The sequence below is a fragment of the Propionimicrobium lymphophilum DSM 4903 genome, assembly GCF_000423485.1.
Classification (GTDB): Bacteria; Actinomycetota; Actinomycetes; order Propionibacteriales; family Propionibacteriaceae; genus Propionimicrobium; species Propionimicrobium lymphophilum.
The window spans coordinates 441,804-465,110 of the sequence record NZ_KE384026.1; the positions used below are offsets into that span (position 1 = coordinate 441,804).

The 23,307-nt window shown below is 53.3% G+C and carries 18 protein-coding genes; 5 read left to right on the top strand and 13 right to left on the bottom strand.

Going from position 1 to position 23,307, the window contains the following annotated elements; all coding sequences use genetic code 11:
* Positions 1-25 precede the first annotated feature (25 nt).
* Positions 26-1,354 (top strand): purple acid phosphatase family protein, encoded by a 1,329-nt coding sequence (locus tag G556_RS0109505; RefSeq protein WP_028822613.1) that lies wholly within the window; start codon positions 26-28, stop codon positions 1,352-1,354.
* Here G556_RS0109505 and G556_RS0109510 read toward each other — a convergent pair.
* From G556_RS0109510 to lepA, 8 genes are all read right to left on the bottom strand, one after another.
* On the bottom strand, positions 1,351-2,085 hold the full coding sequence (locus G556_RS0109510) for a 16S rRNA (uracil(1498)-N(3))-methyltransferase (protein WP_028822614.1): 735 nt from the start codon (positions 2,083-2,085) through the stop codon (positions 1,351-1,353). The genes G556_RS0109505 and G556_RS0109510 overlap by 4 nt on opposite strands.
* The gene (dnaJ, locus tag G556_RS0109515; RefSeq protein WP_028822615.1) at positions 2,078-3,259 is read right to left on the bottom strand and encodes a molecular chaperone DnaJ; all 1,182 of its coding nucleotides are present in this window, start codon (positions 3,257-3,259) and stop codon (positions 2,078-2,080) included. The genes G556_RS0109510 and dnaJ overlap by 8 nt, the downstream gene beginning before the upstream one ends.
* Before the next feature lie 11 nt (positions 3,260-3,270).
* A complete protein-coding gene (hrcA, locus tag G556_RS0109520; RefSeq protein ID WP_028822616.1) occupies positions 3,271-4,278 on the bottom strand; it encodes a heat-inducible transcriptional repressor HrcA in 1,008 nt (335 codons plus the stop codon).
* A gap of 110 nt (positions 4,279-4,388) precedes the next feature.
* The gene (locus G556_RS0109525) at positions 4,389-5,174 is read right to left on the bottom strand and encodes an inositol monophosphatase family protein (protein WP_051176829.1); all 786 of its coding nucleotides are present in this window, start codon (positions 5,172-5,174) and stop codon (positions 4,389-4,391) included.
* Positions 5,095-7,671 (bottom strand): alpha-amylase family glycosyl hydrolase, encoded by a 2,577-nt coding sequence (locus tag G556_RS0109530; protein ID WP_028822618.1) that lies wholly within the window; start codon positions 7,669-7,671, stop codon positions 5,095-5,097. Before G556_RS0109530 ends, G556_RS0109525 begins: the two co-directional genes overlap by 80 nt.
* Before the next feature lie 76 nt (positions 7,672-7,747).
* On the bottom strand, positions 7,748-8,611 hold the full coding sequence (locus G556_RS0109535; RefSeq protein WP_028822619.1) for a DUF3097 family protein: 864 nt from the start codon (positions 8,609-8,611) through the stop codon (positions 7,748-7,750).
* 57 nt (positions 8,612-8,668) lie between these two features.
* Positions 8,669-9,808 carry a radical SAM family heme chaperone HemW gene (gene hemW / locus G556_RS0109540; RefSeq protein WP_028822620.1) on the bottom strand — a complete coding sequence of 380 codons (1,140 nt, stop codon included), beginning with the start codon at positions 9,806-9,808 and terminating at the stop codon, positions 8,669-8,671.
* Between the two features lie 3 nt (positions 9,809-9,811).
* Positions 9,812-11,662: a translation elongation factor 4 gene (lepA, locus tag G556_RS0109545; RefSeq protein ID WP_028822621.1), complete on the bottom strand. Its 1,851-nt coding sequence runs from the start codon at positions 11,660-11,662 to the stop codon at positions 9,812-9,814.
* Between the two features lie 201 nt (positions 11,663-11,863).
* Between lepA and rpsT the strand changes: the two genes are divergently transcribed.
* Positions 11,864-12,124 (top strand): 30S ribosomal protein S20, encoded by a 261-nt coding sequence (gene rpsT / locus G556_RS0109550; RefSeq protein ID WP_016456319.1) that lies wholly within the window; start codon positions 11,864-11,866, stop codon positions 12,122-12,124.
* A 90-nt stretch (positions 12,125-12,214) separates the two neighbouring features.
* Here rpsT and holA read toward each other — a convergent pair whose 3' ends face one another.
* From holA to G556_RS0109575, 5 genes are all read right to left on the bottom strand, one after another.
* Positions 12,215-13,180: a DNA polymerase III subunit delta gene (gene holA, locus G556_RS0109555; protein WP_028822622.1), complete on the bottom strand. Its 966-nt coding sequence runs from the start codon at positions 13,178-13,180 to the stop codon at positions 12,215-12,217.
* Positions 13,181-13,215: 35 nt separating this feature from the next.
* Entirely contained in the window at positions 13,216-15,462 is a 2,247-nt protein-coding gene (locus G556_RS10865; RefSeq protein ID WP_051176830.1) for a ComEC/Rec2 family competence protein, read from the bottom strand.
* Entirely contained in the window at positions 15,459-16,184 is a 726-nt protein-coding gene (locus G556_RS0109565) for a ComEA family DNA-binding protein (RefSeq protein WP_162139781.1), read from the bottom strand. Before G556_RS0109565 ends, G556_RS10865 begins: the two co-directional genes overlap by 4 nt.
* Positions 16,185-16,375: 191 nt before the next feature.
* Entirely contained in the window at positions 16,376-18,859 is a 2,484-nt protein-coding gene (gene leuS / locus G556_RS0109570; RefSeq protein ID WP_028822624.1) for a leucine--tRNA ligase, read from the bottom strand.
* A gap of 119 nt (positions 18,860-18,978) precedes the next feature.
* Positions 18,979-20,007 carry a DUF4192 family protein gene (locus G556_RS0109575; RefSeq protein ID WP_155941802.1) on the bottom strand — a complete coding sequence of 343 codons (1,029 nt, stop codon included), beginning with the start codon at positions 20,005-20,007 and terminating at the stop codon, positions 18,979-18,981.
* Positions 20,008-20,094: 87 nt separating this feature from the next.
* On the opposite strand from G556_RS0109575, the gene G556_RS0109580 reads away from it, so the two are divergent.
* The 3 genes from G556_RS0109580 to G556_RS0109590 are packed head-to-tail and all read left to right on the top strand — an operon-like array spanning position 20,095 to position 23,196.
* Positions 20,095-20,781: a hypothetical protein gene (locus G556_RS0109580; protein WP_028822626.1), complete on the top strand. Its 687-nt coding sequence runs from the start codon at positions 20,095-20,097 to the stop codon at positions 20,779-20,781.
* A 44-nt stretch (positions 20,782-20,825) separates the two neighbouring features.
* Positions 20,826-22,079 (top strand): alpha/beta fold hydrolase, encoded by a 1,254-nt coding sequence (locus G556_RS0109585; protein WP_028822627.1) that lies wholly within the window; start codon positions 20,826-20,828, stop codon positions 22,077-22,079.
* Positions 22,080-22,122: 43 nt separating this feature from the next.
* Positions 22,123-23,196, top strand: coding sequence for an NADH:flavin oxidoreductase/NADH oxidase (locus G556_RS0109590; protein ID WP_211219457.1), 1,074 nt, complete (start codon positions 22,123-22,125; stop codon positions 23,194-23,196).
* Positions 23,197-23,307: the final 111 nt, after the last annotated feature.

The following is a 23,307-nucleotide window of genomic DNA, read 5'->3' on the forward strand; positions in this document are numbered from 1 at the left end:
CATAGCGACATCTATTGCTACAGAGATGCCGCCTATACCCGACTTCCAGACGGATCTAAACAAAGAATTTATCGCCACCGACCTCGAGGTGAGCACGGTAACGCCAACGAGCGTAGTGATCACTTGGATCACTCGCAGGCGCTCTAAGCTTTGGCAGCTTGTGCCTGCTCGGGTAGGCACTAACACGCGCCTCTTCCTGGGTACTAACAACCGCGATCTGAAACTGGTCCACGAAGACTCAACCCCGCGAGCCTTCCACAGAGTGCATATCAGAGGTTTGGAACCTGGCAGAAGATATTTCTTCTCTTGCGAGAGTTCGGGGATTACTCCCCTGCCAGCACTTCACGTCACCAAGAAACCGGGCAGCTTCGAGCGAACCTATTCCTTCACCACGCTTCTTCCCCCACCGGGAAAATATTTGACCTCGATCGCATTGGCTAATGACATTCACATCGGCGAGGTCCGCCAAGGGATAAACCTTGGCCCGCTCTTTCCGACATCGGTTTCGGCGAGCCATGACAAAAAGTATCCGGAGACCATGTTCACCAGCATGCTCGAAGAACTAGGTAAACGTGGCAGCCCCTACCTGTGCCTGGCCGGCGACATAACTAATTCTGGTAAGCAAGCTGAGGCCGTCCGATTCCGTGATCTTGTTGACGGGTATGGAACGCAAAACGACGATTGGATGGCGGTACGGGGCAACCACGATTTCCCCAAACATGACGACCCATTTGGCAGCCGAATCGCCGTATTTCAAAAAATGCAGCTTGCAGACCACCCTAGCGGGCTTCGAATCATAGGCATAGACACGACCTACAAGTCTGGTGGCGGAAGAATATGCGCTGACCAATTCGCTCAAATCAGCGATGTGCTACGAAACGACCCAGACCGACCGACGCTGTCCATGAGTCACCACCCAGTGACGAAAGATTCGGTTAATTCATGGCCCGCAGGCCAGACGTTCATGCTTCGCAAACGCGACAGGTTGGAACTGCAAAAGCTGCATGTGAAGGCACCGGGTGTGTTCTTGCACTTCTCTGGGCACACACACAGGATGCGCAGGAACAAGCCTGATTTGTTTGGTGCTCACACCGAATACCTAGAAAATGCTGCAGTAGCCGCATACCCAGGTGGCTATTCGCTCCTCCACCTTTACGAGGGTGGATACATATTGAACTTCTGGCGTACTTCCACACCCCGCGCTCTTGACTGGACGTACAGGAGCCGCTGGCAGATGATGGGCATCGGCCCTCACCTGACCGTCGGCACGGTAGACGACCGTAATCACGTAGTATTTGCCGATCTTTCTGGCCTAGAACCGTACGGCGAAATACCGGAGGAGCTGAGAGTCTAAGCCGCGCCGAGTTGGCTGAGTATTTGTAGCTGGCTTAGCGCGACAAGGCCTGCAGTCGAGGTACGCAGAACCTGTTCTCCAAGACCGACCAGCTTCCCGCCTGCGCTCTCAAATTGCTCGACCTCTTCGGGGCTGATGCCGCCTTCGGGGCCTATAACAAAAAGAATCTCACCAGATTTTGGCAGTTCGATTTCCGACAAGCCAGTTTTTGAGTCTTCGTGCAGAATTAATGCGCAGTCGGCCTCAGAAATCCTTTTTGCGATCTGCGCAGCATCCGCGTAGCTGATTTCAGGAATCGCTAGCCGCCTGGACTGTTTGCTGGCCTCGCGAACCGTAGACTGCCACTTCGCAATGCCCTTGTCGGCTTTCTTCTCCCACCTGACAACCGATCTAAAGGCCTGCCAGGCAATGATCTCATCGACTCCAAGCTCAGTTAGAGCCTCGATGGCGATATCTGAGCGCGGGCCCTTCGCCAGCCCCTGAACCGCGGTCCAGCGAATTGGCCGCTGCGGGGCTTGGAGAACGTTTCCGACACGAACGGAAAAAACATTTTTACCGGTCTCGATTACCTCGCCCCGGATCCCGTGCCCCAGACCGTCCGCGAGTAACACGCTCTCGCCTACACGCAGCCTCTTTACTGAAACTGCATGCCTGCCTTCTGAGCCAGCAACGTTAACCACGTCGCCGACGCATTTGTCGGCGACTTCGGCGATGAATAGTGGTTCAGTCACGGAAAGCGTCTTTTAGTCGTTCGAAAAAGCCTTTATCATGGCTAATTTCGGCTTTTAGCTCCGTTTCGTTTCGCTCTTCCGCCAGCTCAGCAAGCAATTCCCGCTGCCTGTCAGTGAGCTTAGTAGGCGTGACGACGTTGAAGATAACGATCAGATCGCCTCGCTGTCCACCACGACGACCGTCGTTCAAGCTAGGAACTCCTTTTCCGCGCACAGTGACGCGGGTTCCGGTTTGGGTTCCTTCCGGAACGTCTATCCGAACAGTCGAATCGTTCGGATCGCAGTCGTCGCGCTCGGACTCCAACGTGCCCAAATCGATCTTTGCCCCCAGCGCTGCAGCAGTCATCGGAAGGTTCATGTACGTTTCGAGGTCTTGGCCCACTCTGCGGAAACGTTCGTGGGGCCTAACTCTGATTTCTACGAAAAGATCGCCTGCAGGGCCGGCACCCTCTCCAATCTCTCCTTGCCCCTGGAGCCTTATCCTGTTGCCGGTGTCGACGCCAGCAGGAACCTTGACGTTCAGCGTGCGGCGTTCATTTGCCCTGCCGTGGCCGGCGCAATCTGGGCATGGGTTTTTAATGACCGTCCCGTACCCCTGACAAGCTGGGCAAGCCTGAGTGGTTCTGATCTCGCCCAACAAAGAACGCTGGCTTACGGTTACGTCGCCGCGGCCGTTGCATTGGGTACACGTCACTGGATCGCTGCCGTCAGCGGAGCCTGCACCATGACAGTTCTGGCATGCGACAAAAGTGTTGATCGTCAGCTCCGAAGTGACGCCGAAGACTGCCTCGGAAAGCTCCAGCTCAAGTCTAGCGAGAAGATCCTTGCCACGCTGAACGCGAGACCGCGGCCCTCTCGAACCGCCGAAGTCCCCACCGAACATGGCGCCGAACAAGTCGCCAATGTCGAACCCTTGCGAGCTGAATCCGCCAAAACCGCCCATGCCGCCGTCAAATCCGCCGCTCATCGGATCGCCACCACGGTCGTAGATAGCGCGCTTATTTTCGTCGCTTAATACGGCATAAGCCTCGTTTACAGCCTTGAATTTATCCTCGGCATCAGGTGAATCATTGACGTCGGGGTGGTACTGACGTGCCTTGCGGCGAAAAGCCTTTTTGATTTGTTCCGCGCTGGCGTCTCGAGGCACGCCAAGCGTCTCGTAGTAATCACTCATTACTTTTGAAATTAACCTTCAGATAGAAAACGACCGACGTAATTGGCGACGGCTCGAACGGCCGCCATTGCTGATGGATAATCCATCCGAGTTGGCCCAACAACTCCCAACCTCGCATATGCATCGGCTGGACTGCCATAAGAACTCGCAACTAAGGATGTGGCCTGTAGCGGCTCGTAGCTGTTCTCCTGGCCTATTCGAACAGCAACCTGGCCCGGTTCGGTAGCCGTCTCTGAGAGCAGCTTCAACAAAACCACCTGCTCTTCAAGCGCCTCGATGACCTTCACCATCATCGGCATGTAATCCGCTCCATACCTAGTCAAGTTGGGGAAGCCTGCAACCACTACCTCGCTATTCGGATTAGACTGCGCGATGTCCACTACAGCATCCGTGAGGGCAGCAAACACCTCGTCCTTTTCATATAGTTCGTGTTCGGAGAGCGTGGCTGCGGCCTGATCCAAAGATTGATCAGCAGACAGCTTGTTGAAGACTTTCCTTAGCTCTTCGAGATCTTCTGGAGCAGTGCTGGCCTGGACCATTCGTTGTTCCACGATCCCAACAGAGTCGATGAGGATGACCATCACCTTGGATGTGCTCAACTGAACGAATTCAATATGCCTGACCGTTGCCTGATCGCTGATCGGGTACTGGACTATTGCAACTTGTCTGGTGAACTGAGCCAAAAGCCTCACAGTTCTATGCACAATATCGTCGATGTCGGCCGAGCCGGCCATGAAGGTTTCGATGGCTTTTCGCTCGGCTGGCGATAGCGGTTTGATATCGGCTAGTTTATCGACAAACAACCGGTAGCCTTTATCGGTTGGAATACGGCCCGCGCTGGTGTGCGGTTGGGCCAGATATCCCTCTTCCTCAAGGGCTGCCATATCGTTGCGGACCGTTGCCGGGGAGACATCTAAGCTGTGTCTTTCCACCAAAGCCTTAGACCCCACCGGCTCGTGCATAGAGACATAGTCGGTGACGATCGCTCGCAGCACCTTTAGTCTACGGTCGTTAAGCATCGTCACCCTCTCTCATCGAAGCATAACTAATTTTCTAGCACTCGAATGCTCAGAGTGCTAGTTTAGCTCAGTTTTTCGGTATTTCTAGCGAGCTCTTTTCGAGATCGTTTTTATTTGTCGAGATTGGGCTTCCATGCATCAATAATCTGCTGCAAACGCTCCACGTTCGAACCAGAGAAAATGATAGAAGCATCACCGCTAGCATCGTACGGGGCTCCGTCCATCTTCAGGATCTCGCCGCCAATCTCTTGGAGCATCAGCTGGCCCGGCAGGTGGTCCCAAGGCTTCGGTGACGTGTACAGGAAGTAGTCAATCGATCCCTCTAGCAAATCTGCGTAGTCGACTCCTGCGCAATTATTTGTCGTGGTAGTGGGTTCAAGTTTGCCCTCAGCGTCGTAGCCCTGAAGATTCTTCCTGGAGGTTCCCCCAAGGGCAACACCAGTACGCTCAATTGGGCTCAATCTCTGCCCATTAAGAAATACCCCGTTGCCGCGCTCTGCGACGTATGCCTTCCGGAACATCGGCAACCAAATCCACGACCTCGAAAGCTGGCCATTCTTAAGTTCGGCCAGCATCACCGCGTGTTTATCGCTACCCCGAACATAGTTTCCGGTGCCGTCGATGGGATCGATGGTGAATGCATGATCTGCCTCTAGCAGCCCATCCGGAAGAGAAGGGTCCTTGAAGGTTGCCTCTTCGCCAACGATCAGGGCATCCGGGTAAGCCTCGCGGAGCGCCTTAGTGATCTCCACCTCCGACTCCCTGTCGGCGACAGTGACATAATCGCCCGGCTTCTTTTCGAATATTTGGTCGTCACTAAGGTTGCGAAACCTCGGCGTGATCACTTCTGCCGCTACCGACCTCAGCATCTGAAGTATCTGCTCGGTCTGCATCATTCACGTCCTTATCTGAAAATTGTTCTTTTTTGGTCTGCGGAATGCTTCTGTCTTTTTTGAAAATTTTGTCGGGTTTCGGAAGCTTGATCTTGTCGAAGTCTGGGTTATGGAAGAGCGGAGACTCCTGGTCTGCAGCAACCAATACCGCGATAGACCATGGCTCTACCGTGTAGTTACCCTCGATGGGCTTTGCCATGCTAGGTACCCAGAAGTTACTCACTTCTTCGGCCCAATCTCCAGTGTCAATGATGTTAAACCACTTCAGCTGAGGACGGTTTGGATCGGGTTCTTCCGGTACATCGAAATCGACGTTCGAGTCGCTCATGTTGAGCATAAATAGGTATTCGCTGCCGCCAATGCCATTGCCATCGATAAGAACGCAAACCGCCCTGTCGCCCTCTTCTGGAGCACCGCTCAGATCCGGCTTGAAGAATAAATATGTAACGTCGTCATCGTGAAGCTCTCCGTTGCCCCATGTGGGCTGACGAAGTGTCGGATCCAAAGATCGCAATCTCGCCACGTACCGGGTAAAGCGGAACAGCGGGTTGATTTTTTCTGGTGCCGCGGTTTGACCGATGACATCGTAGTATCCGTTAATTGTCTCGTCTCTGGGGTCCACTGGCACCTGAGTCGGCGCGTTTGATGCTGCCTGGGCCCAGTTGTTCCAGACCCCGACCGTGTTCAAGTTCCACGGGTTGTTGTTTCCGTTTTGGGTGCGGCCAAATTCATCCCCGCCGACGATCATCGGAACACCACGCGAGAAGAAAAGCGTGACGATGAAGTTACGCCAACGCGTTCTACGCAGAGACAAATCACCGCCGGAATCCCAAGAATTGTTGTTATCTGAACCACCGTCGGAGGGCCCGAAAGGATATTCCTGGTTATTATCTTTCGCGTTAAAACTAACCAGGTCCATCATGGTGAAACCGTCGTGCGCGGTGACGAAGTTAATGGACTTATTGGGACCTTCCTTGTGCCCGAATCCCGCCCAGTCACCGTTAAAGACGTTGATGAATTCAGAGGTGTTACCGTCCCCCTTTAGGAAACAACGAATTGCATCTCGATAGCGACCGTTCCACTCGCCCCATTCCGCAGGGAAGTTTCCAACCTCGTACCCCCATAGGTCCCAGGCCTCCGCAACGACACGGAAATTATTTTCTTTCGCTTTCCTACCGATCCTGGTCAGCAGAGGATGGCCACGGAAGAACCTCTTCCGGCCCGCCCAATCGCTCTCGTCAAATAACTCCGGCATTCTGCCGAGGACTGGGGCCAGATCGAAGCGGAAACCATCCACTCCCATTGCCTCATGCCAATACTTGAGCGAATCTGCAGTCAAGCTGCACATACCGGGCGAGGAAAAATTTGTTTGGTTTCCCGACCCCGTTGCAGCATCGTGTATCGCGCCACCTTCGGCTAGGTCGTAATATTCCGCCGTGCCAAAACCACCAAAGGTGGTGAAGCCCGCATTGTTGGGGTCTGCGTCCCAATTTCCACCTTCTGCCGTGTGGTTAAATACGACATCGATGAATACACCGATCCCATGTTCATGGAATGTGCGCACCATTTCTTTGAACTCACGAGTCGGACCGCCAGGAGACTTATCGGAGGAGTAGTCCCTGTTCGGAGAGAAGAAATTGAGCGTCTGATATCCCCAGTTATTCGTAGACCCATTGTTGTCCCCGACCTGATCGGAGTCGGTTTCGTGCACAGGAAGGAACTCAATTGTGTTTATGTTTAGCGCCTTCAGATAAGGAGCCATATATGCCGCACCCGCATAAGTGCCGCGAAGTTCCTCCGGAACGTTTTTTACCTCATCGAACCCCAACTCGTCGCTGAAAATTTCTTCGAGCTTGGAAGCAGAAGGATGCATCGTCAGCTGCTTGACATGGACTTCGTAGAGGCAGATGTCCTGCCCCTCTCGGTTGATCCCCTGGCCAGTGTCCGTCCGGTCGGACACAACGATGCCTTTTGGTGCCCACTTTGCAGAGTCGAGCTCCCTGACCTGCTTGCCTTCCCACACGGTGCTACCGGTGCCAAAAATGTTTTTATTGAACCCCATTTCTTCGAGCTTGGGATTCATTGGCGTGTGCGACACCTCTAACGCGTAGGGGTCGAGAAGAACCTTATTCGGATTGAAGTGGTTACCATATTCGTCCCTATCAGCCTGGAAACCCTCCAGAGTTCCTGGACGCCAACTTTCAAGATACGGCCAATTTTTTCCCCAACAGCGGTAGCCGTAGTATGTGCCGTGCCCCGCTCCTAACAGGCTGGCCCGCCAAACTCCCTCATAGCTCTTGGCCATGTCGACCCGCAAAATGGCTTCGGCCCCGATGGGATCTAAAAAGATCTCTAGAGTTACGTGCTCGGCCATAGGTGCGTAAACGCCAAAAGTTGTTACGCCGCTTTCCTCATCAAAGTTAGCGCCTAAGCGCCAAGATGCGCTCTCCCAATCTTGGAGGTTATGCAAACGGGGTGTCTGGTCTTCGTTCACACTCATAGCAATCAGCCTACTTTTAAAGTCTCGCCCAACATACTTGAAAGCGAAAACCTAGTGAGCACAACATTGGTTTTAGCTATTCACCGATATCTTCAAGGTGATCTTGAGTGACGAAATCGATCAGAATCTCGACATTTCGCACTAGCTCCATGTCTAAATCTTTGATTGTTTTCACCCTGCTCAGCATTTTTCTCCAGGCTTCGGCGATGTCCGCCTGATTGTCATGTGGAAGGCCCAGTGCGGCCAAAGTTCCTTTTTTAAAATCGACGTCCCTGGGGATACTCGGCCAGCTCTTGAAGCCAAGAGTTGAGGGTTTAATAGCTTGCCAGATATCTATGAACCGGTGCCCTTTTATGAGAACGAAATCGCCGTAGCCACCGCGGATGACGTCATCGGCGATACCTCGCTCTTTAGTCCCCGAAACCAGGTGATCGACTAAGACACCGAGCCTTCTACCCTTCTGTGGCTTGAACTGAGCGACGATATTGACCAGATCGTCGATACCACCTAGGTACTCAACCGCAACCCCGACGTGACGCAGATCGTCTCCCCAAATCTTCTCTACTAGCTGAGCGTCGTGGCGCCCCTCGACGTAAATTCTGCTCGGCAAGGCGACTTTGGCGGCTTCCTTTTCTCCGATCCGAGAGCCCGACGCAGTGTGCGTAACGCGAGCCCTGCCAGTACGTGGCGGAATGCACAGCGATACCGGTTGCCCGTCCAGCCAGAATCCGGGCCCAACTGGAAAAGTCCGACGCTTAAGGTGCCTGTCTTCGAGAATCACCAGACCGTTTTCCCAACCCATGATCTCCCCGACAAATCCGCTTGTGGGATCCTCGACGACCATCCCGAGTTCCATGGTTACGTTGCGGGTTTTCTTCAAGTGGGCCTTCTGCCAACCGGGAGCCAAAACGTCCTTGGAGTATCTAGATTCTGCTGCCACGAAACGAAACCATAGCCTGACTTATTGCCGCCATCGAGCCCACATACCCGAACAGGTCTAATCCAATATTTCTACAACTATTCCATCGATGAGCAGCCTGCCGTCTTGGCTCGCCCTAATCATTTGACCTTCTTCGGAAATAAATTTTTCGAGTAGCCCTTGGTCGATGAAACGTTGCACCCTGGACGCCTCAGAAGCGCTAAGTTTTCGAAGCTCAAGCCCGCGTTTAAGGCGCATGCGGAGCAAGACTTCTTCCTCGTGCTTAGCGATCTCGTCTAGGGTTTCGGAGCCCTCGATGGCGGACCCGTTTTGATGAAGCTGCTCGGCGTAGCGAAGCGGACGCTTCACATTCCACCAGCGCTTATCTGCCAGGTGAGAATGCGCCCCTGGACCGATACCCCACCAGTCCCCGCCTAGCCAATAGGCAATGTTGTGACGGGATTCAAACCCATCCTTAGCCCAGTTGCTGGTCTCGTAATTTTCCAGTCCAGCCTCGGACAAAAGCTCGTCTGCAAGTAAATATTTGTCCGCGAGATCATCCTCGTCCACCTTGGCGACTCTCCCCTTTTTAATCCGCCTGGCGAGTGGAGTCCCGTCCTCAACTATCAGGGAATAGGCGCTAATGTGATCCGGGCCTGCGGATAGGGCATCGAGCAGACTAGACCGCCAAGACTCAAGGCTCTCCCCCGGTGTGCCATAGATCAAGTCCAGGCTGATGTTTGAGAACCCGATCTGTCGGGCGCGCTTGGCCGCCTGCACTGCTCGTCCAGGCTGATGAACTCTATCCAGTACGCCCAAGACGGTCTCGTCGCTAGATTGCATGCCGATAGATAGCCGGTTAAACCCTGCGCTAAGAAGATGTTCCAGCACGTCGTCATCGAGGGTTTCCGGGTTGGCCTCTGTCGTGATCTCTACACTGCCGGAGAACCCGAAACATTCTTTTGCATGCGCCAATAGCCCCCCGAGGGCTTCGGTATCTAGCAACGTGGGGGTGCCACCACCGAAGAAAACTGTGTCTAGTTTTCTTCCATCACCGATAGTCTCCCGAGCGATATCAATTTCCTTGTGGGCCGCGTCAAGGTAGGCCTGCACAGCCCCCAGGCCGGCCTGTGCTGGCGTGTAGGTATTGAAATCGCAATAGCCGCATCGCTTTGAGCAAAACGGCACATGAACGTAGAGGCTTAGCGTGCGCTGCATTGATTAGCCACGTTCTTTGCCCTTGATGTCCTTGCTCGATTCGTTGGTCGAAAGCGCGGCTACGAAGGCCTCCTGTGGCACCTCTACTCTGCCCACCATCTTCATGCGCTTCTTGCCTTCCTTCTGCTTCTCGAGGAGCTTGCGCTTACGAGTGATGTCGCCGCCGTAGCACTTAGAAAGAACATCCTTGCGCATGGCTCGGATGGTTTCACGAGCAATCACACGGCTACCGATTGCCGCCTGCACTGGAACCTCGAACTGCTGACGAGGGATAAGCTCGCGCAGCTTCTTGGTCATCTCGAGGCCGTAAGCGTATGCCTTCTCACGATGCACAATTGCGCTGAACGCATCAACCTGCTCGCCATTCAACAGAATGTCCACCTTGACTAGGTCAGCTTCCTGGACGCCGGCCTCGTGGTAATCCAAGGAGGCGTAACCCTTGGTCTTGGATTTCAGCACATCAAAGAAATCGAACACGATTTCGCCTAGTGGCAGCATGTAGCGAAGCTCAACACGGTCTGTGGACAGGTAGTCAAGGCCCTTCTGCTCGCCACGACGCTGCTGACACATTTCCATTACCGGTCCGATGAATTCGGATGGAGTCAAGATCGTTGCGTTGACGATTGGCTCACGCACAGCGGCGATCTTTCCTTCTGGGAAATCCGAAGGGTTATCCACCAGCTTCTTCGTACCGTCTTCCATCTCGACTTCGTAATGCACGTTAGGCGCAGTTGAGATGAGGTCGAGATCGAACTCTCGCTCGAGTCGTTCCCTAACAATCTCCATGTGCAGCAAGCCAAGGAAGCCCACCCGGAAACCGAATCCTAGCGCTGCAGACGTCTCGGGTTCGTAGGTCAATGCGGCGTCGTTTAATTGAAGCTTCTCAAGCGCCTCACGCAGATCAGGGAAGTAGGAACTGTCGATGGGATATATGCCCGAGAAAACCATTGGGATGGGGTCTCGGTATCCGCTTAATGGCTGTTCGGCTGGCTTGATCGCGCTGGTGATGGTGTCACCGACTCGGGACTGCCTGACGTCTTTGACGCCAGTGATCAAATAACCGACCTCGCCGACGCCTAAACCATCTGCTGCTGTCGGTTCAGGAGAGATGACTCCGAGTTCAAGAGCTTCGTGAGTGGCTCCCGTTGCCATCATTTTCAGCTTGTCACGCTGTTTGAACGAGCCGTCCATCACCCTCACGTAAGTCACGACTCCCCTGTAGGAGTCGTATACGGAGTCGAAGATCATCGCCCGTAGGGCCTCATTTTCGTCGCCCACAGGGGCAGGAATCTTGTTGACGATCGTGTCCAGCAGCTCCGGAACGCCCTCACCGGTTTTTGCGCTGACCTTGAGCACTTCTGACTCGTCACAACCGATGATGGAAGCGATCTCCGCTCCGAACTTTTCGGGATTCGCGTTGGGCAAATCAATCTTGTTCAAAACTGGAATGATGGCGAGATCGGCTTCGATAGCCAAATAAAGATTAGATAGCGTCTGAGCCTCGATGCCCTGAGCTGAATCCACGACCAGGAGAGCTCCCTCACAGGCAGCCAACGAACGGCTCACCTCATAAGTGAAGTCGACGTGACCTGGCGTGTCAATCATATTCAACACGTAAGGCTGATCGTCGGACGTCCAATTCATTCGGACCGCCTGAGACTTAATGGTGATTCCGCGTTCGCGTTCGATATCCATTCGGTCTAGATATTGGGCACGCATAGTGCGATCGTCAACAAGACCAGTCAACTGCAGCATACGGTCTGCAAGCGTCGACTTTCCGTGGTCGATGTGCGCGATGATGCTGAAGTTGCGGATGAGTTGCGGATCAGTCTGCCCAGCAATGTGTTTAGCCATGGATTTCGAATTAAACCTCAAGACTCGTTAGCACCGGTTCGCGATGCTGGCGATTGGACGCGGACGCGCCAAGTGTTATTGTTTCATGCCAACTAATGCTCTGCCATTATTTGGACTGAAGCATTCAAACTGATAGATTATCTCGTCGCGCCGTAAAAAGCGCGAACCCAGAAAACGACTTTTAGAAGAGGCATAACCCAAGTGGCAAACATCAAGTCCCAGAAGAAGCGCATCCTCACCAACGAGAAGGCTAGGCTGCGCAACAAGGCCGTTAAGAACGAGCTGCGCTCTAGCGTTCGCAAGTTCCGCGAAGCTGCCGATGCCGGCAATAAGGAAGACGCTGTTAAGCTCGCCGCGAGCGCTAACCGTCTCCTAGACAAGGCTGCCAGCAAGGGTGTAATCCACAAGAACCAGGCTGCTAACCGCAAGTCGGCTATCTCGTCTCGCGCGGCTTCTCTGTAAATTAACTTTCGCCTAAATTTAAGGGCTAAAAGATTTTTGTCTAACGCCTCAACTCCCTCTGGGTGGGTTGAGGCGTTTGACGTGCGTTTTTCACTTACGCCTGGCAGAGTTCACTTCTAGGATCATCTTTTCCAACGCGTAATCGGGATCGGCAGAAGCGCCCTTAACTTGTGCATCCGCTTTGGCTACGGCCTGTATCGCGGCGCTCACGCCTTGAGGTGTCCAAGTCCTACTTAGCCTGGCTAGATCCTTGAGTTTCCACGGGGCAACTCCGACCTTTCTTGCAAGCTCGTTACCTCTTGTGCCACGAGCACCGAAGTATTTACCTAGCCCTCTCAACTCGCTTGCGAAAGCTGAGGTTATCAGAACTGCGGCAACACCGTTTTGCAGCGCCCAACGAAGTTTTTCTAGCGCAGACCCGGTTCTGCCGTTAAGCACGTCGTAACAAATAGCGAAGCCACTGATCTCGACGTGGCCGCTAAAGTAGCGCTGAACTATTTCTTTATCGATTCTGCCATCCTGCCAGTCGGCTGACAGTTGCGCTACTGCACCGGCAAGAGCAGACATGTTAGTCCCCAACGCATCAATAATTGCTTTAGCCGCTGCCTCATCGATCCGCACTCCGTTGGCTCTGCCTTCCGCAATCACGAAATCGGGCATTTTCCACGGCTTGGGAGCTTCGACAGATTGGGTTTGCACTTTGGCTTTTTTGAGTTTGTTTAGCAGTCCGCTACCTTTCTGCCCACCCTCGTGAACGAGAGTCAAGCTGAGGTCGTCATGCGTGCTTTTCGCGATTGCCAGCACTTGATCGTGCAGTTCGGCGGGCAATTCTCCTAGTTGACGAATTACCACAATTGTTTGGAGCGAAAAAAGAGAACCTCCAGTGATGGATGAGAGGTGACTACCGTCCAGATCCCCCGCGGAAAGATCGTTGTATTCGGCCTCGGGACACTCTTGCTTAGCGGCCCTGACTCTTGCTTCCACTGCGCGGTCAAGCAGAAGTTGCTCTTTTCCTGTGATTAGCAAAGTTGTGCCGAATGCATTCATCTTTTCCATTTAACCGTTCTCGTTAGAACCACATCTTGCTTGTCTCAGCGCTGGGTAGCAGCGACCAGTTTACCGTCACTCCTAGCGACAGCTACACTCCCGTTCTCATCCGTACGATAAACCAAAGCGCCGCTCTGATTAGCCAGCTTCAATGATTTAGCAGAAGGGTGGCCGTAATCGTTGTTTTTGCCCGCCGAGGCGACAGCTAGCTTAGGTGAAACTGCTTTGAAAAATTCTGGAACTTGATGTGCCGATCCATGGTGCGGGATGGCTAAGACGTCTCCACTGAGATCTCGACCTTGCATCAGTAGCTTAGTTTGGCCGTCGATCTCTATGTCACCAGGAAAAATAGCTTTGGTTCCAAAGAGTTCGACTTTGCTCGTGATACCGGCATCGTTTTCCATCTGACCAGTCAATTTAGAGACGTCGCTAGTCAATTTTTTACCACCCAAAATACTTATCCGGGCATTCCCCACTGATAAGACTGCACCGTCTTCCAGTAACTGTGTTTGGATACCCCTAATGTTTGAAGAGCTGTAGATGTTCTCGGTTGGAAATTTCGCCAAAATCCTGTTCAAGCCCCCGACATGGTCGGCATGGCGGTGGGTCAAAATAATGGCGTCCAATCTACGTAGCCCCGATCCTTCTACGCACCTCAAAGGCTTTTCGTCGTCTAGACCCGCGTCTATCAGAACTCCCGAATCGCTGCCGCTTCTGACTAGATTTGCCGATCCCTGCCCAACGTCACAAAAAATGTACAGCCAATCCTTCGGGAGCCAACCAATTGTTTGTAGAGGAAATAGCGAACAGACAACAAGAATGAATGCAAGCAGAATAGTTAGCCAAGGAGTGTTCAGCACCTTACCGATGACGAGGATCAACATACCGCAGAAAATGCTGAGCACCGTGATCGAGGGAATCGTCGCTGACCACTGAAACGTGGCTCCAGGCAGGACAGAGAATGTGTGCGCAATGACGATTATCGGGTTAACACACCACCCCGCCAGCCACCCCAAGCATCCAGACAAGAAACTTGAAAAAAAGGAAAAACCACCTGCAACAAGCCCGAGCACGGTCACCATACCGACGAACGGTCCACTTAAAGCATTGGCAAAAAGACCGACGAAACTGATTTCACCGCTAATACAAGTAACAAGCGGTTGAGTGCCGAGTTGAGCAGCTAAAGGGATAGCAATAGCTTCAGCAAGAGGCCCCGGCAGCCACTTGCGAAGTTTAATCTGCCACCCGCTCGCCAACACGAGGATCGACGCCGAAGCGGAGACGGAAAGCGCGAACCCCCAGGACAATGAAAGCCAAGGATCGATTAGACAAAGCGCCATAACAGCACCACCTAGTGCGCGTAGGCCTCGATTCTTGTCCGTAGCCACGCCTGTGGCAGCAAGGCCAATCAGTCCCATGACCGATGCCCTAAGCACGCTTGGCTCAGCCCTACAGACGATGACGAACAGCGCCACCGAGCCCGACGCAACAAGCCAGATCCACCTACCCCTGACGCCGATGAATCTCGCTAAAGGCAGAGCAAAAGCAAGTAGCAAAGTTAAGTTGGTGCCACTAACCGCAGTCAAATGGGTTAGCCCGGTGGCTTTGAAATCAGATGAAATTGTTTCGTCAAGTTTAGATGTGTCTCCTACCACTAGCGACGGAACAAGACCGCCTTGTTTCGGTTCCGACCATCTCATCGACTCGCGAAGCCCATCTCGCATGCGGTTTGTTATCGCCGACAACCAGCCAGGATTTTTGACTGGTGTCACCTTCAGGACAGATAGAAAAGCGCTTTGCCGTTGAGTTCTCTGCGCTGGGCGCGCTTTAGCAGTCACCTTGATTATCGAACCGACCGTTTGTGAGCATAAGCTTGTCTGCTGTTCACCAGAGGCGATCAAGAAAACCCGAGAACCCGCGGCGGGGTTTCCTTTTTCTAATATTCTTTCCACCGTTCCTAGTGAACGGCACGATTCAGAGTTACGTTTAGCAGTCGCAATTTCTGGATCTGTGCTTATTTTGACGATCGCATGTATAACGGAACCATTTCTTGCAGCTTCCGCAAGCGGGTCTTCTTCTTTCGCGTTAGTCCTTACCCCGCTGAGGACGAAACTGGTTAAGAGAATCAGAGCGAAAGCTATGAAAATATTTTTCCTGCATTTGAGGAATAGGGCCCCACTGACAGCGCTAATAACGAGCACTACTGATAGGTGCAAACCGAGTATTCCAGCGGCTGCTCCTGCCCATGCCGCAGCTCCGATGGGCACCATCCTTAGGTCTGTTTTCTTCACACGCAGACCTTCTCGGAGAGTTTCGCAAAGGATTTCGGCCCTATCCCATCTATTTCTTGGAGCTGTTCGGGTGAAGAAAATTTTCCATTCTTGGTGCGCCAGTCGACTATTGCCGACGCAGTTACTGGGCCAACTCCTGGTAGCTGTTCTAGCTCACTTTGGCTTGCTGTGTTCAGGTTTATCTTTCCTGCTGAGCCTTCCGCTTGTGTTCCTCCTTCCGCAGCTTTACCTGTTCTCACCTCACTAGAATCGCTTCCTGAGCTGACGAATATCTGCACGCCGTCCGAAATCGGCATAGCCAGATTCAGTTCGCCCAAGTTTGCGTCGTCAGTGACTCCCCCGGCTGCCTCAATTGCTGTTACGACTCTAGATCCTTCTGGTACTTCGACTACTCCCGGGTTATTTACCGCGCCTATGACGTGCACCACTAATGGTTGCCGGCTTGGTGTGGGCTCCGGTGTTTCAACAATTACTGGGGTCGGCCTATCCTCGGTTTCGGGAAGCTGAGCTGCGGAGGATCTACCTAGCTGGGCTACAACGAAGAGCACCGCAATTGCACCAGCAGCTATGAGCGCAAGCAGGTTTTTTCTGCTTACTTCAACGATTTTGTCTTTTATCGAAGCCGGTTTGGGCGGCTCTACGTATTTCTCATTCAGTTTTTCTTCGTAGCGGAGGTCGGCATCGACTTTGTAGTCCTGTTCCGATTGCGTGTATTCATTCACGTTGGCAAACATCGCTCTGCGAGCACTCCCGGGAGGTCTTTCTCCCGAGACCAACTCGCTTAGCCTGCGATCTAAGTCATCGGAGTTCTCTAGCACGAAAACACTATTGACTAACCCTCATGACTTGTTCACAAAGACAACAAAACGGCAGAGCCTGACAACATCAGACTCTGCCGTTTTTTACGGTCTATTTACTTTTTGGGAACGATGCTGACCATCTTCGGAAGCTTGACGATGGTCTTAAGAATCTCACGACCATCTAGGGCCCGCTGAACGTTATCTTCGGCGAGTGCGGCTTCGATAGCCTGCTCCTCAGTGATATCGGGGCTTACGGTTATCTTTGCCCTGACTTTGCCCTGTACTTGGACTACTAGTACTACCGATTCGGCTACCAGGAGCTTCTCGTCGGCAGTTGGCCAGGCGCTGTTAGCAACCGAGGGCTCCTTGCCCAGAAGTTCCCACATCTCTTCGGCGACGTAAGGAGCAAATAGGCTCAATGCCTGAGCGGTGAACTCGGCTGCTTCACGGACTGCGGGATCCGCTGCACCAGTCTCGCCGTTAATTTCTTTCCTGGCTGCGTTTACCAGCTCCATTACACGAGCTACAGCGACGTTGAAGCGTCCCATCTCGACGAGCTCTGTGACGTCGTGGATTGTTTTGTGTGTTACTCGACGCAGACCCTCGTAGCCAGATTCAACAGGACAACCCGGATCGCTGGTCACATCGGCGGCAATACGGTAAGCACGCTGCAAGAACTTAAGAGAACTGGATGGCGAGACCTCTGCCCAGTCGATGTCGTCCTCGGGCGGACCGGCGAAGATCATCGTCAGACGAACAGCGTCCACACCGAACTCGTCTATCTGTTTTCCAAGATCTACGCCGTTGCCTAGCGACTTGCTCATAGCTTTGCCCTGGTTGATGACCTGGCCCTGGTTCAGCAGCTTCTTCATCGGCTCATCGAAGTCGATCTCGCCAAGATCGTTAAGAACCTTCGCAAAGAAACGCATGTAAAGCAGGTGCAAGATGGCGTGCTCAACGCCACCTACATACTGTTCCACCGGCATCCAACGATTAACGTCCTCCGGATTGAAGGGGCCGTCCTCAAAGTGCGGCGAGCAGTAGCGATAGAAGTACCAAGAGGAATCGACGAACGTGTCCATCGTGTCCGTATCTCGCTGTGCATCAGCACCACAATTCGGGCAGGAAACACTGCGCCATTCTGCAGCCGCGTCGCTTGCCAGCGGACTCATCCCCTTAGGAGCCAGGTCTGCGCCTCGAAGGTCTGGCAGCTCTACCGGTAGCTGATCGTCGGGGACGGGAACCAAACCGCACTTCGGGCAGTGGATAATTGGGATGGGGCAGCCCCAGAAACGCTGACGACTCAACAGCCAGTCGCGCAACCTGTAGGTAACTGCCGCCTCACCCGAGCCACGCTTGTTCAAAACCTCTACAGTCTTCTTAATGCCTTCTTTGACGCTCGTTAAGCCATCGAGCGGGCCGGAGCTCACGTAGACACCATCACCGGTGGTGGCAACCCCGCTTGTCGCGGGATTCTCTTCGCCAGTGTCGATGACAGGACGAACCTCGAGGCCGTACTTCAACGCGAAGTCCAAGTCACGCTGATCGTGAGCAGGCACTGCCATAATCGCGCCAGTGCCGTAATCGCTTAGGACGTAGTCGGCAGCCCACATCGGGATTTTCTCGCCGGTTACCGGGTTCTCAGCGTAGACGCCGAGGAAAACACCAGTCTTCTCGTGCTGGGTGGACTGTCGCTCAATCTCGGTGTTCTTTTTGACCTCTTCCAGATACTTCTCGAAGTCTGCCTTCTGCTCGGCGGAGACGATTTCGCTGGCCAGATCGCTATCAGGCGCGACGACCATGAATGTTGCGCCATACAAGGTGTCGGGGCGAGTGGTGAAAACCGTTACCGGCTCCTCGCGGCTTTCGATTTTGAAGTCCACGTAGGCACCCTCAGAGCGACCGATCCAGTTGCGCTGCATCGCAAGCACACGCTCGGGCCAGCCATCCCTTAGCTGATCCATGTCGTCGAGAAGACGCTGGGCATATTCAGTGATCTTGAAGTACCACTGGTTGAGCTTCCTCTTAGTGACAGGGGTTTTGCATCTCTCGCAAGCGCCCTCGATTACCTGTTCATTAGCTAGAACGGTCATGTCCTTCGGGCACCAGTTGACGTAAGAATCCTTCCGGTAGGCAAGCCCACGCTCAAAGAATTTGTTGAACAGCCACTGGGTCCAGCGGTAGTACTCGGTGTCGGAAGTGTGTAGCTCACGGCTCCAGTCGAGGCTCAAGCCGTAACGCTTGAACGAAGTTTTCTGAGTCTCGATATTGCCGTAAGTCCACTTTGCCGGGTGTTCGTTGTTCTTAATCGCAGCGTTTTCAGCCGGAAGGCCGAATGAGTCCCACCCAATGGGGTGCATGACATCGTAGCCCTGCATGCGATAAAGCCTGGCGGGGACATCACCCATTGCATATGCCTCCGCGTGACCCATGTGTAGGTCTCCGGATGGGTAAGGAAACATGTCTAGGACATAACGACGCGGCTTGGAATCGTCATCAAGAGTTTTGAACGTGTGATCTTCATCCCAAAACTTTTGCCACTTTTCCTGAGCGGCCACTACGTCGTAGCGACCCTCTGCTTCGTCATGTACGCTCACAGCATTCTCCTATTAGCTAACCAATTCGCGAGCCGAATCAATGCATAAGTCCATCATCGGATGAACGTCGAGGCACGATTCTACCCGACTATTGGCTTCAGGTTAACTTTCCATCACCCCTACACCTCTGCCTTCTCGAATGTGTCTTGCCAATTAAGAAATTCGCTAAGAAATATTTGCCGCATCGGCTCCCATTCGGTGGGCGGTTGCAACATTTGATTTGCCGTGATCGGTATTTGCAGCAAGACGCTATTTGGATCTATCTGCGAACCGATGTCTAAACAAATTGACTGTAGGGCGCCATTTCCTCCAGCCCAAGCCGAGATGGCCGTCAAGGCGATCGCAGTCAGCGCGTATTGCTTTGGCATTTGGCGACACACCTTCTGCCATAGTTCACATTCGCGTATCGCACGGCGGTTCGAAATCCTCGACAACGCGCAGATTAAGGTCCAATATCGCGAAGTGAGCATGCCGATTTCCAACAATTGCCGCTTCGAGAGAACTTCTTGATTCGCCATCAAAAACTTGAATCTCTCAACTGCGTCTTTTTCTTTCATCGTGGTGATTTCTTCGACTAACTCGGCCATCAAGACCATGTTCTCGTTAGCAAGCTCACCTTCAGCGGGTTGCACGAGGGCAACTAGATCGCTGCGATCCTCAAACATTCTCATCCCTGCACCCGCGAATTCAGCTCGTGCTGTCAAACTAATTTCTGGCACTGGTCGACGACGCGGTTCCGCTTCCCCCCTGATCCAGAAACTTCGCCCATTGGACACCACGCTCATCATCAAGGCATCACCCACGAGCCGCTCGATACGCTCAGCACAACTCGAGGCAAGCCCGAGATCGACGGAATATGCCGCCACGAAGAACAAGGCGCCCGGGTATTTTTCTCGCAGATCAATAAACCGTTCCAGGTCGAATTCCAACTGACATATATCCATGCGAATCGTCACCTCGACGCAATTGTTTTCGATGACCATGATCACAACTGATTCTTTCGGTTTGAATCCGAGCATTGCTGGGATCACCGATAAAAGTTCGGCTGGCTCGTTTAGCTTTACGCGAGGAGGGGCAAGGAAAGTTTCTTCTACTGATGCATTGCCTGTTTGCTTCATGCATTGTTTATTGCAGTAAGCAGAGCCCAAAAATCACCGGTACAACACCTTTGCTAAAGAAGAAAACACCGTCTGGGTTCCAGACAACATTTGTCGAAGACTTTAGGCTTATCGAGTATGGAGCTAAACAGGCCCGAGCAAAGCCTCAACGATGATCCGCAACAGGCACCAGCTGACGGAGACTTGGTCCAGAGGCCATATGCCGACCTTGAACCTGTCAACGTTGAAGTTCAAGAGCAACGCCATGAGATCCCCACTGCCCCAGCACCAGTCACATCACACAAACCTAAGACACGAATTAGGGCCTATCGCCGTCCTTTACTGGCTAGGCTGGCACTGCCGCTAATCTCTGCGGCAATAATTTTTGGTTTGATCTGGTTCGCAGGTCGAACCCAGGAAAAGCCTGAAGAGACCCCGCCGAACGTTTCACCCACCGCTCCTGCAACTCCGCGTGTGCCTTCATTGCCGGCAGAAAGACCTTTCGATGACGGCCACGTTAGCGGTACTTTCATCGTTGAATCTGCGCAGTGGGACGCCTATACGCTGAGCGTAAACGTACGCGTAAAGCTAGATTCCGGCTCGATGAACTACACGTTCATGGCTCTTGATTCGCAGGCGGGATCCGGAAATATCGTTTACCCAAACCGGGCGGCTTCCCCCAACCAGTTGGACAGAGGCAGGATAGACGAGGGTCAAGAAATTTCGGGAACTGTGATCTTTCCTCGCCCGACACAATCTGCTCAAGTCGCCCTAACTAATTTATCGACTGGCAACAACATCGCGATGGTCAAGATACCAATTTAAGCCCGATCCAGGACCCTGAACTGTTGACGGTGCGGCATTAGAATGTGACTATGACTAGTCGCATTGCTGATCTGAGTATCGAAGACCATTTCATTACGGTTCCCCTAGTTTGGGATGACGATTCCGACGAACGCACGATCGACGTATACGCGGCCGTAGTGAGCCGACCGGGCGGAGAAAATCTTCCATACCTTGTTTTCCTTCAGGGTGGCCCTGGCAATGAAGCGCCTCGCCCTTACCGCTGCCCTACCCAACCGACTTGGCTCGACGTTGCGCTAGAGAATTATCGAGTCGTCATGCTCGATCAGCGCGGAACCGGAAAGTCGACTCCCATAGGTGACAACGAACTCTCCAACGGAACCGACTGGGTCGTCGATCGTCTTCGCTACATGCGGGCTGATTCCATTGTCGAAGACGCCGAAGCCATGCGTGAGCATCTCGGCGTGAAGAAGTGGACGACGCTTGGGCAATCTTTCGGAGGTTTCACGACACTCGCTTACCTGACTAAGCACCCCGAAAGCCTCACTCAGTGCTTCTTCACCGGTGGCCTCAGCGCGGTTGGTCACCACCCCGATGACGTTTATTCGCTCTGCTATCAAAAGATGAAGGCAAATTCCCTTGCCTATTACCGTCGTTTCCCGGAGCATAGGGAAAAAATGCGCGAGCTAGCTGATCTGGCAGCGGAAGGCAAAATTGTTCTTCCCACCAGTGAGGTGCTCTCGGTATCTAGGCTGCGTTCTCTCGGCCACTTACTTGGCAGCACGGACGGTTGGCAAGATCTTTATAACATCCTCGAGAGAGATCCAAAAACTAACGCCTTCAAATACGCGCTAAGCGATGCCATGCCTTTTGGCGGATCGAATCCGCTGTACTACGTAATACACGAGTCGAGTTACTCCGACGGTTTCGTCACAGACTGGTCAGCGGAAAGGACCTTTCCGGAGGAATTCCGCGAGGACGTGACACTCCTAACAGGCGAGCACGTCTGGCGAGAGTGGACTCAAACGGTTCCAGCTCTTCAGCCCTGGGCAGAGGTCGTCGACAAGGTCGCGCAGATCGAATGGCCCAGCATCTACGACGCTAAGATGATTTCCGAATCGGGTGTTTCTGGTGCAGCAGCCGTCTACTTCAACGACGTATACGTGCCTCTGGAGTTCTCTGTTGAGACTGGGGCGCTACTGCCAGGCATCAAAAAGTGGGTAACTAGCGAGTACGAACACAACGGTTTGCGTTGCAGCAATGGTTTGGTGCTTCAGCATCTGTTCGACTTGGCTAGCGGAAAACGTGTGGCCAGCTAAGCCCAGCTCAAACAAATTAAAGGTTCAGACAACTAGGAGAATCGTGAGCAAACTTTTTACACCGATAACCCTTAAAAAAGTCGAGTTCCGTAATCGCCTTTGGGTGCCTCCTATGTGTACGTATGCCGTTGAGAACCAGGACGGCATAGCTTGCGAATGGCATCTGGTGCATTATGGGGGTCTCGCTAGCGGTGGCGCAGGAGGGATAATCGTCGAGGCTACGGGAGTGGTTCCCGAAGGTCGGATCAGTCCAAGAGACTTGGGAATCTGGAACGATGAGCAGCTTGAGGCTTTCAAGCCAATCGTTAAGTTTGCACATTCCCAGGGCGCCAAGATAGGCGTTCAGCTTGCTCACGCAGGTCGCAAAGCATCCACCTACGCGCCTTGGGGCATGAAAGAAACCGCAGGTAGCATCCCTGAGGATCGTGGTGGCTGGCAAACCTTCGCACCCTCCCCGATCGCAAATGGCCGGTATGCAGAGCCGAAGGGCCTCGACAAAGAAGGCATCGAGAAACTAATCGACGCGTTCTCTGCGGCAGCAAAACGTGCGATAGAAGCGGGATTTGATTTCGTTGAGGTGCACGCGGCTCACGGTTACCTGCTTCACGAATTCTTGTCTCCGCTAAGCAACCAACGCAAAGACGAATACGGCGGACGCCTAGAGAATAGAGCTCGCTTGCTTCTCCAGATTGTTGATGCGGTTCGTGACCAGATTGATGAAGTGCCCCTGCTAGTCCGGCTTTCTGCAACGGAATGGGTAGAAGGCGGATTCAGCCTCGAAGAAACCATTGAGGTCTGCCGCGAGCTTGAAAAGCACGGAGTCAGCCTGTTCGATATTTCCTCTGGCGGAAACATTCCCATGGCCCCAATTCCAGTCGGTCCGGGTTACCAGACTCCCCTCGCCAAGGCAGTGAAAGATTCGGTGTCTGCACCAATAGCCGCAGTCGGAATGATTACTGACGCTGTTCAAGCCGAGCAGATCGTCGCTACTGGCCAGGCGGACGTCGTCCTAGTCGGGCGTAAGTCGTTGAATGACCCCGCCTTCGCGCTTCATTCGGCCAGCGAGCTAGGAGTCCAGGTCAGCTACGTGCCCGGTCCCTACGAACGGGGATTCTAAAATGACGGGGCTGGAGATTGAAGTGCTCCCCGAAAGTTGGACTGGTTAATTTGGTTCCTTCTTTCGGGGAGTATCTTTATGCGCAAGAATGCTGCTTTGTCTTATAGTCAG

Excerpts from the sequence above, each read along its gene's own strand:
- G556_RS0109505 (WP_028822613.1), top strand. The coding sequence starts at position 26 with ATGCCGCCTATACCCGACTTCCAGACGGATCTAAACAAAGAATTTATC.
- dnaJ (WP_028822615.1), bottom strand. The coding sequence starts at position 3,259 with ATGAGTGATTACTACGAGACGCTTGGCGTGCCTCGAGACGCCAGCGCG.
- hrcA (WP_028822616.1), bottom strand. The coding sequence starts at position 4,278 with ATGCTTAACGACCGTAGACTAAAGGTGCTGCGAGCGATCGTCACCGAC.
- G556_RS0109525 (WP_051176829.1), bottom strand. The coding sequence starts at position 5,174 with ATGATGCAGACCGAGCAGATACTTCAGATGCTGAGGTCGGTAGCGGCA.
- G556_RS0109530 (WP_028822618.1), bottom strand. The coding sequence starts at position 7,671 with ATGAGTGTGAACGAAGACCAGACACCCCGTTTGCATAACCTCCAAGAT.
- hemW (WP_028822620.1), bottom strand. The coding sequence starts at position 9,808 with ATGCAGCGCACGCTAAGCCTCTACGTTCATGTGCCGTTTTGCTCAAAG.
- lepA (WP_028822621.1), bottom strand. The coding sequence starts at position 11,662 with ATGGCTAAACACATTGCTGGGCAGACTGATCCGCAACTCATCCGCAAC.
- holA (WP_028822622.1), bottom strand. The coding sequence starts at position 13,180 with ATGGAAAAGATGAATGCATTCGGCACAACTTTGCTAATCACAGGAAAA.
- G556_RS0109580 (WP_028822626.1), top strand. The coding sequence starts at position 20,095 with ATGGAGCTAAACAGGCCCGAGCAAAGCCTCAACGATGATCCGCAACAG.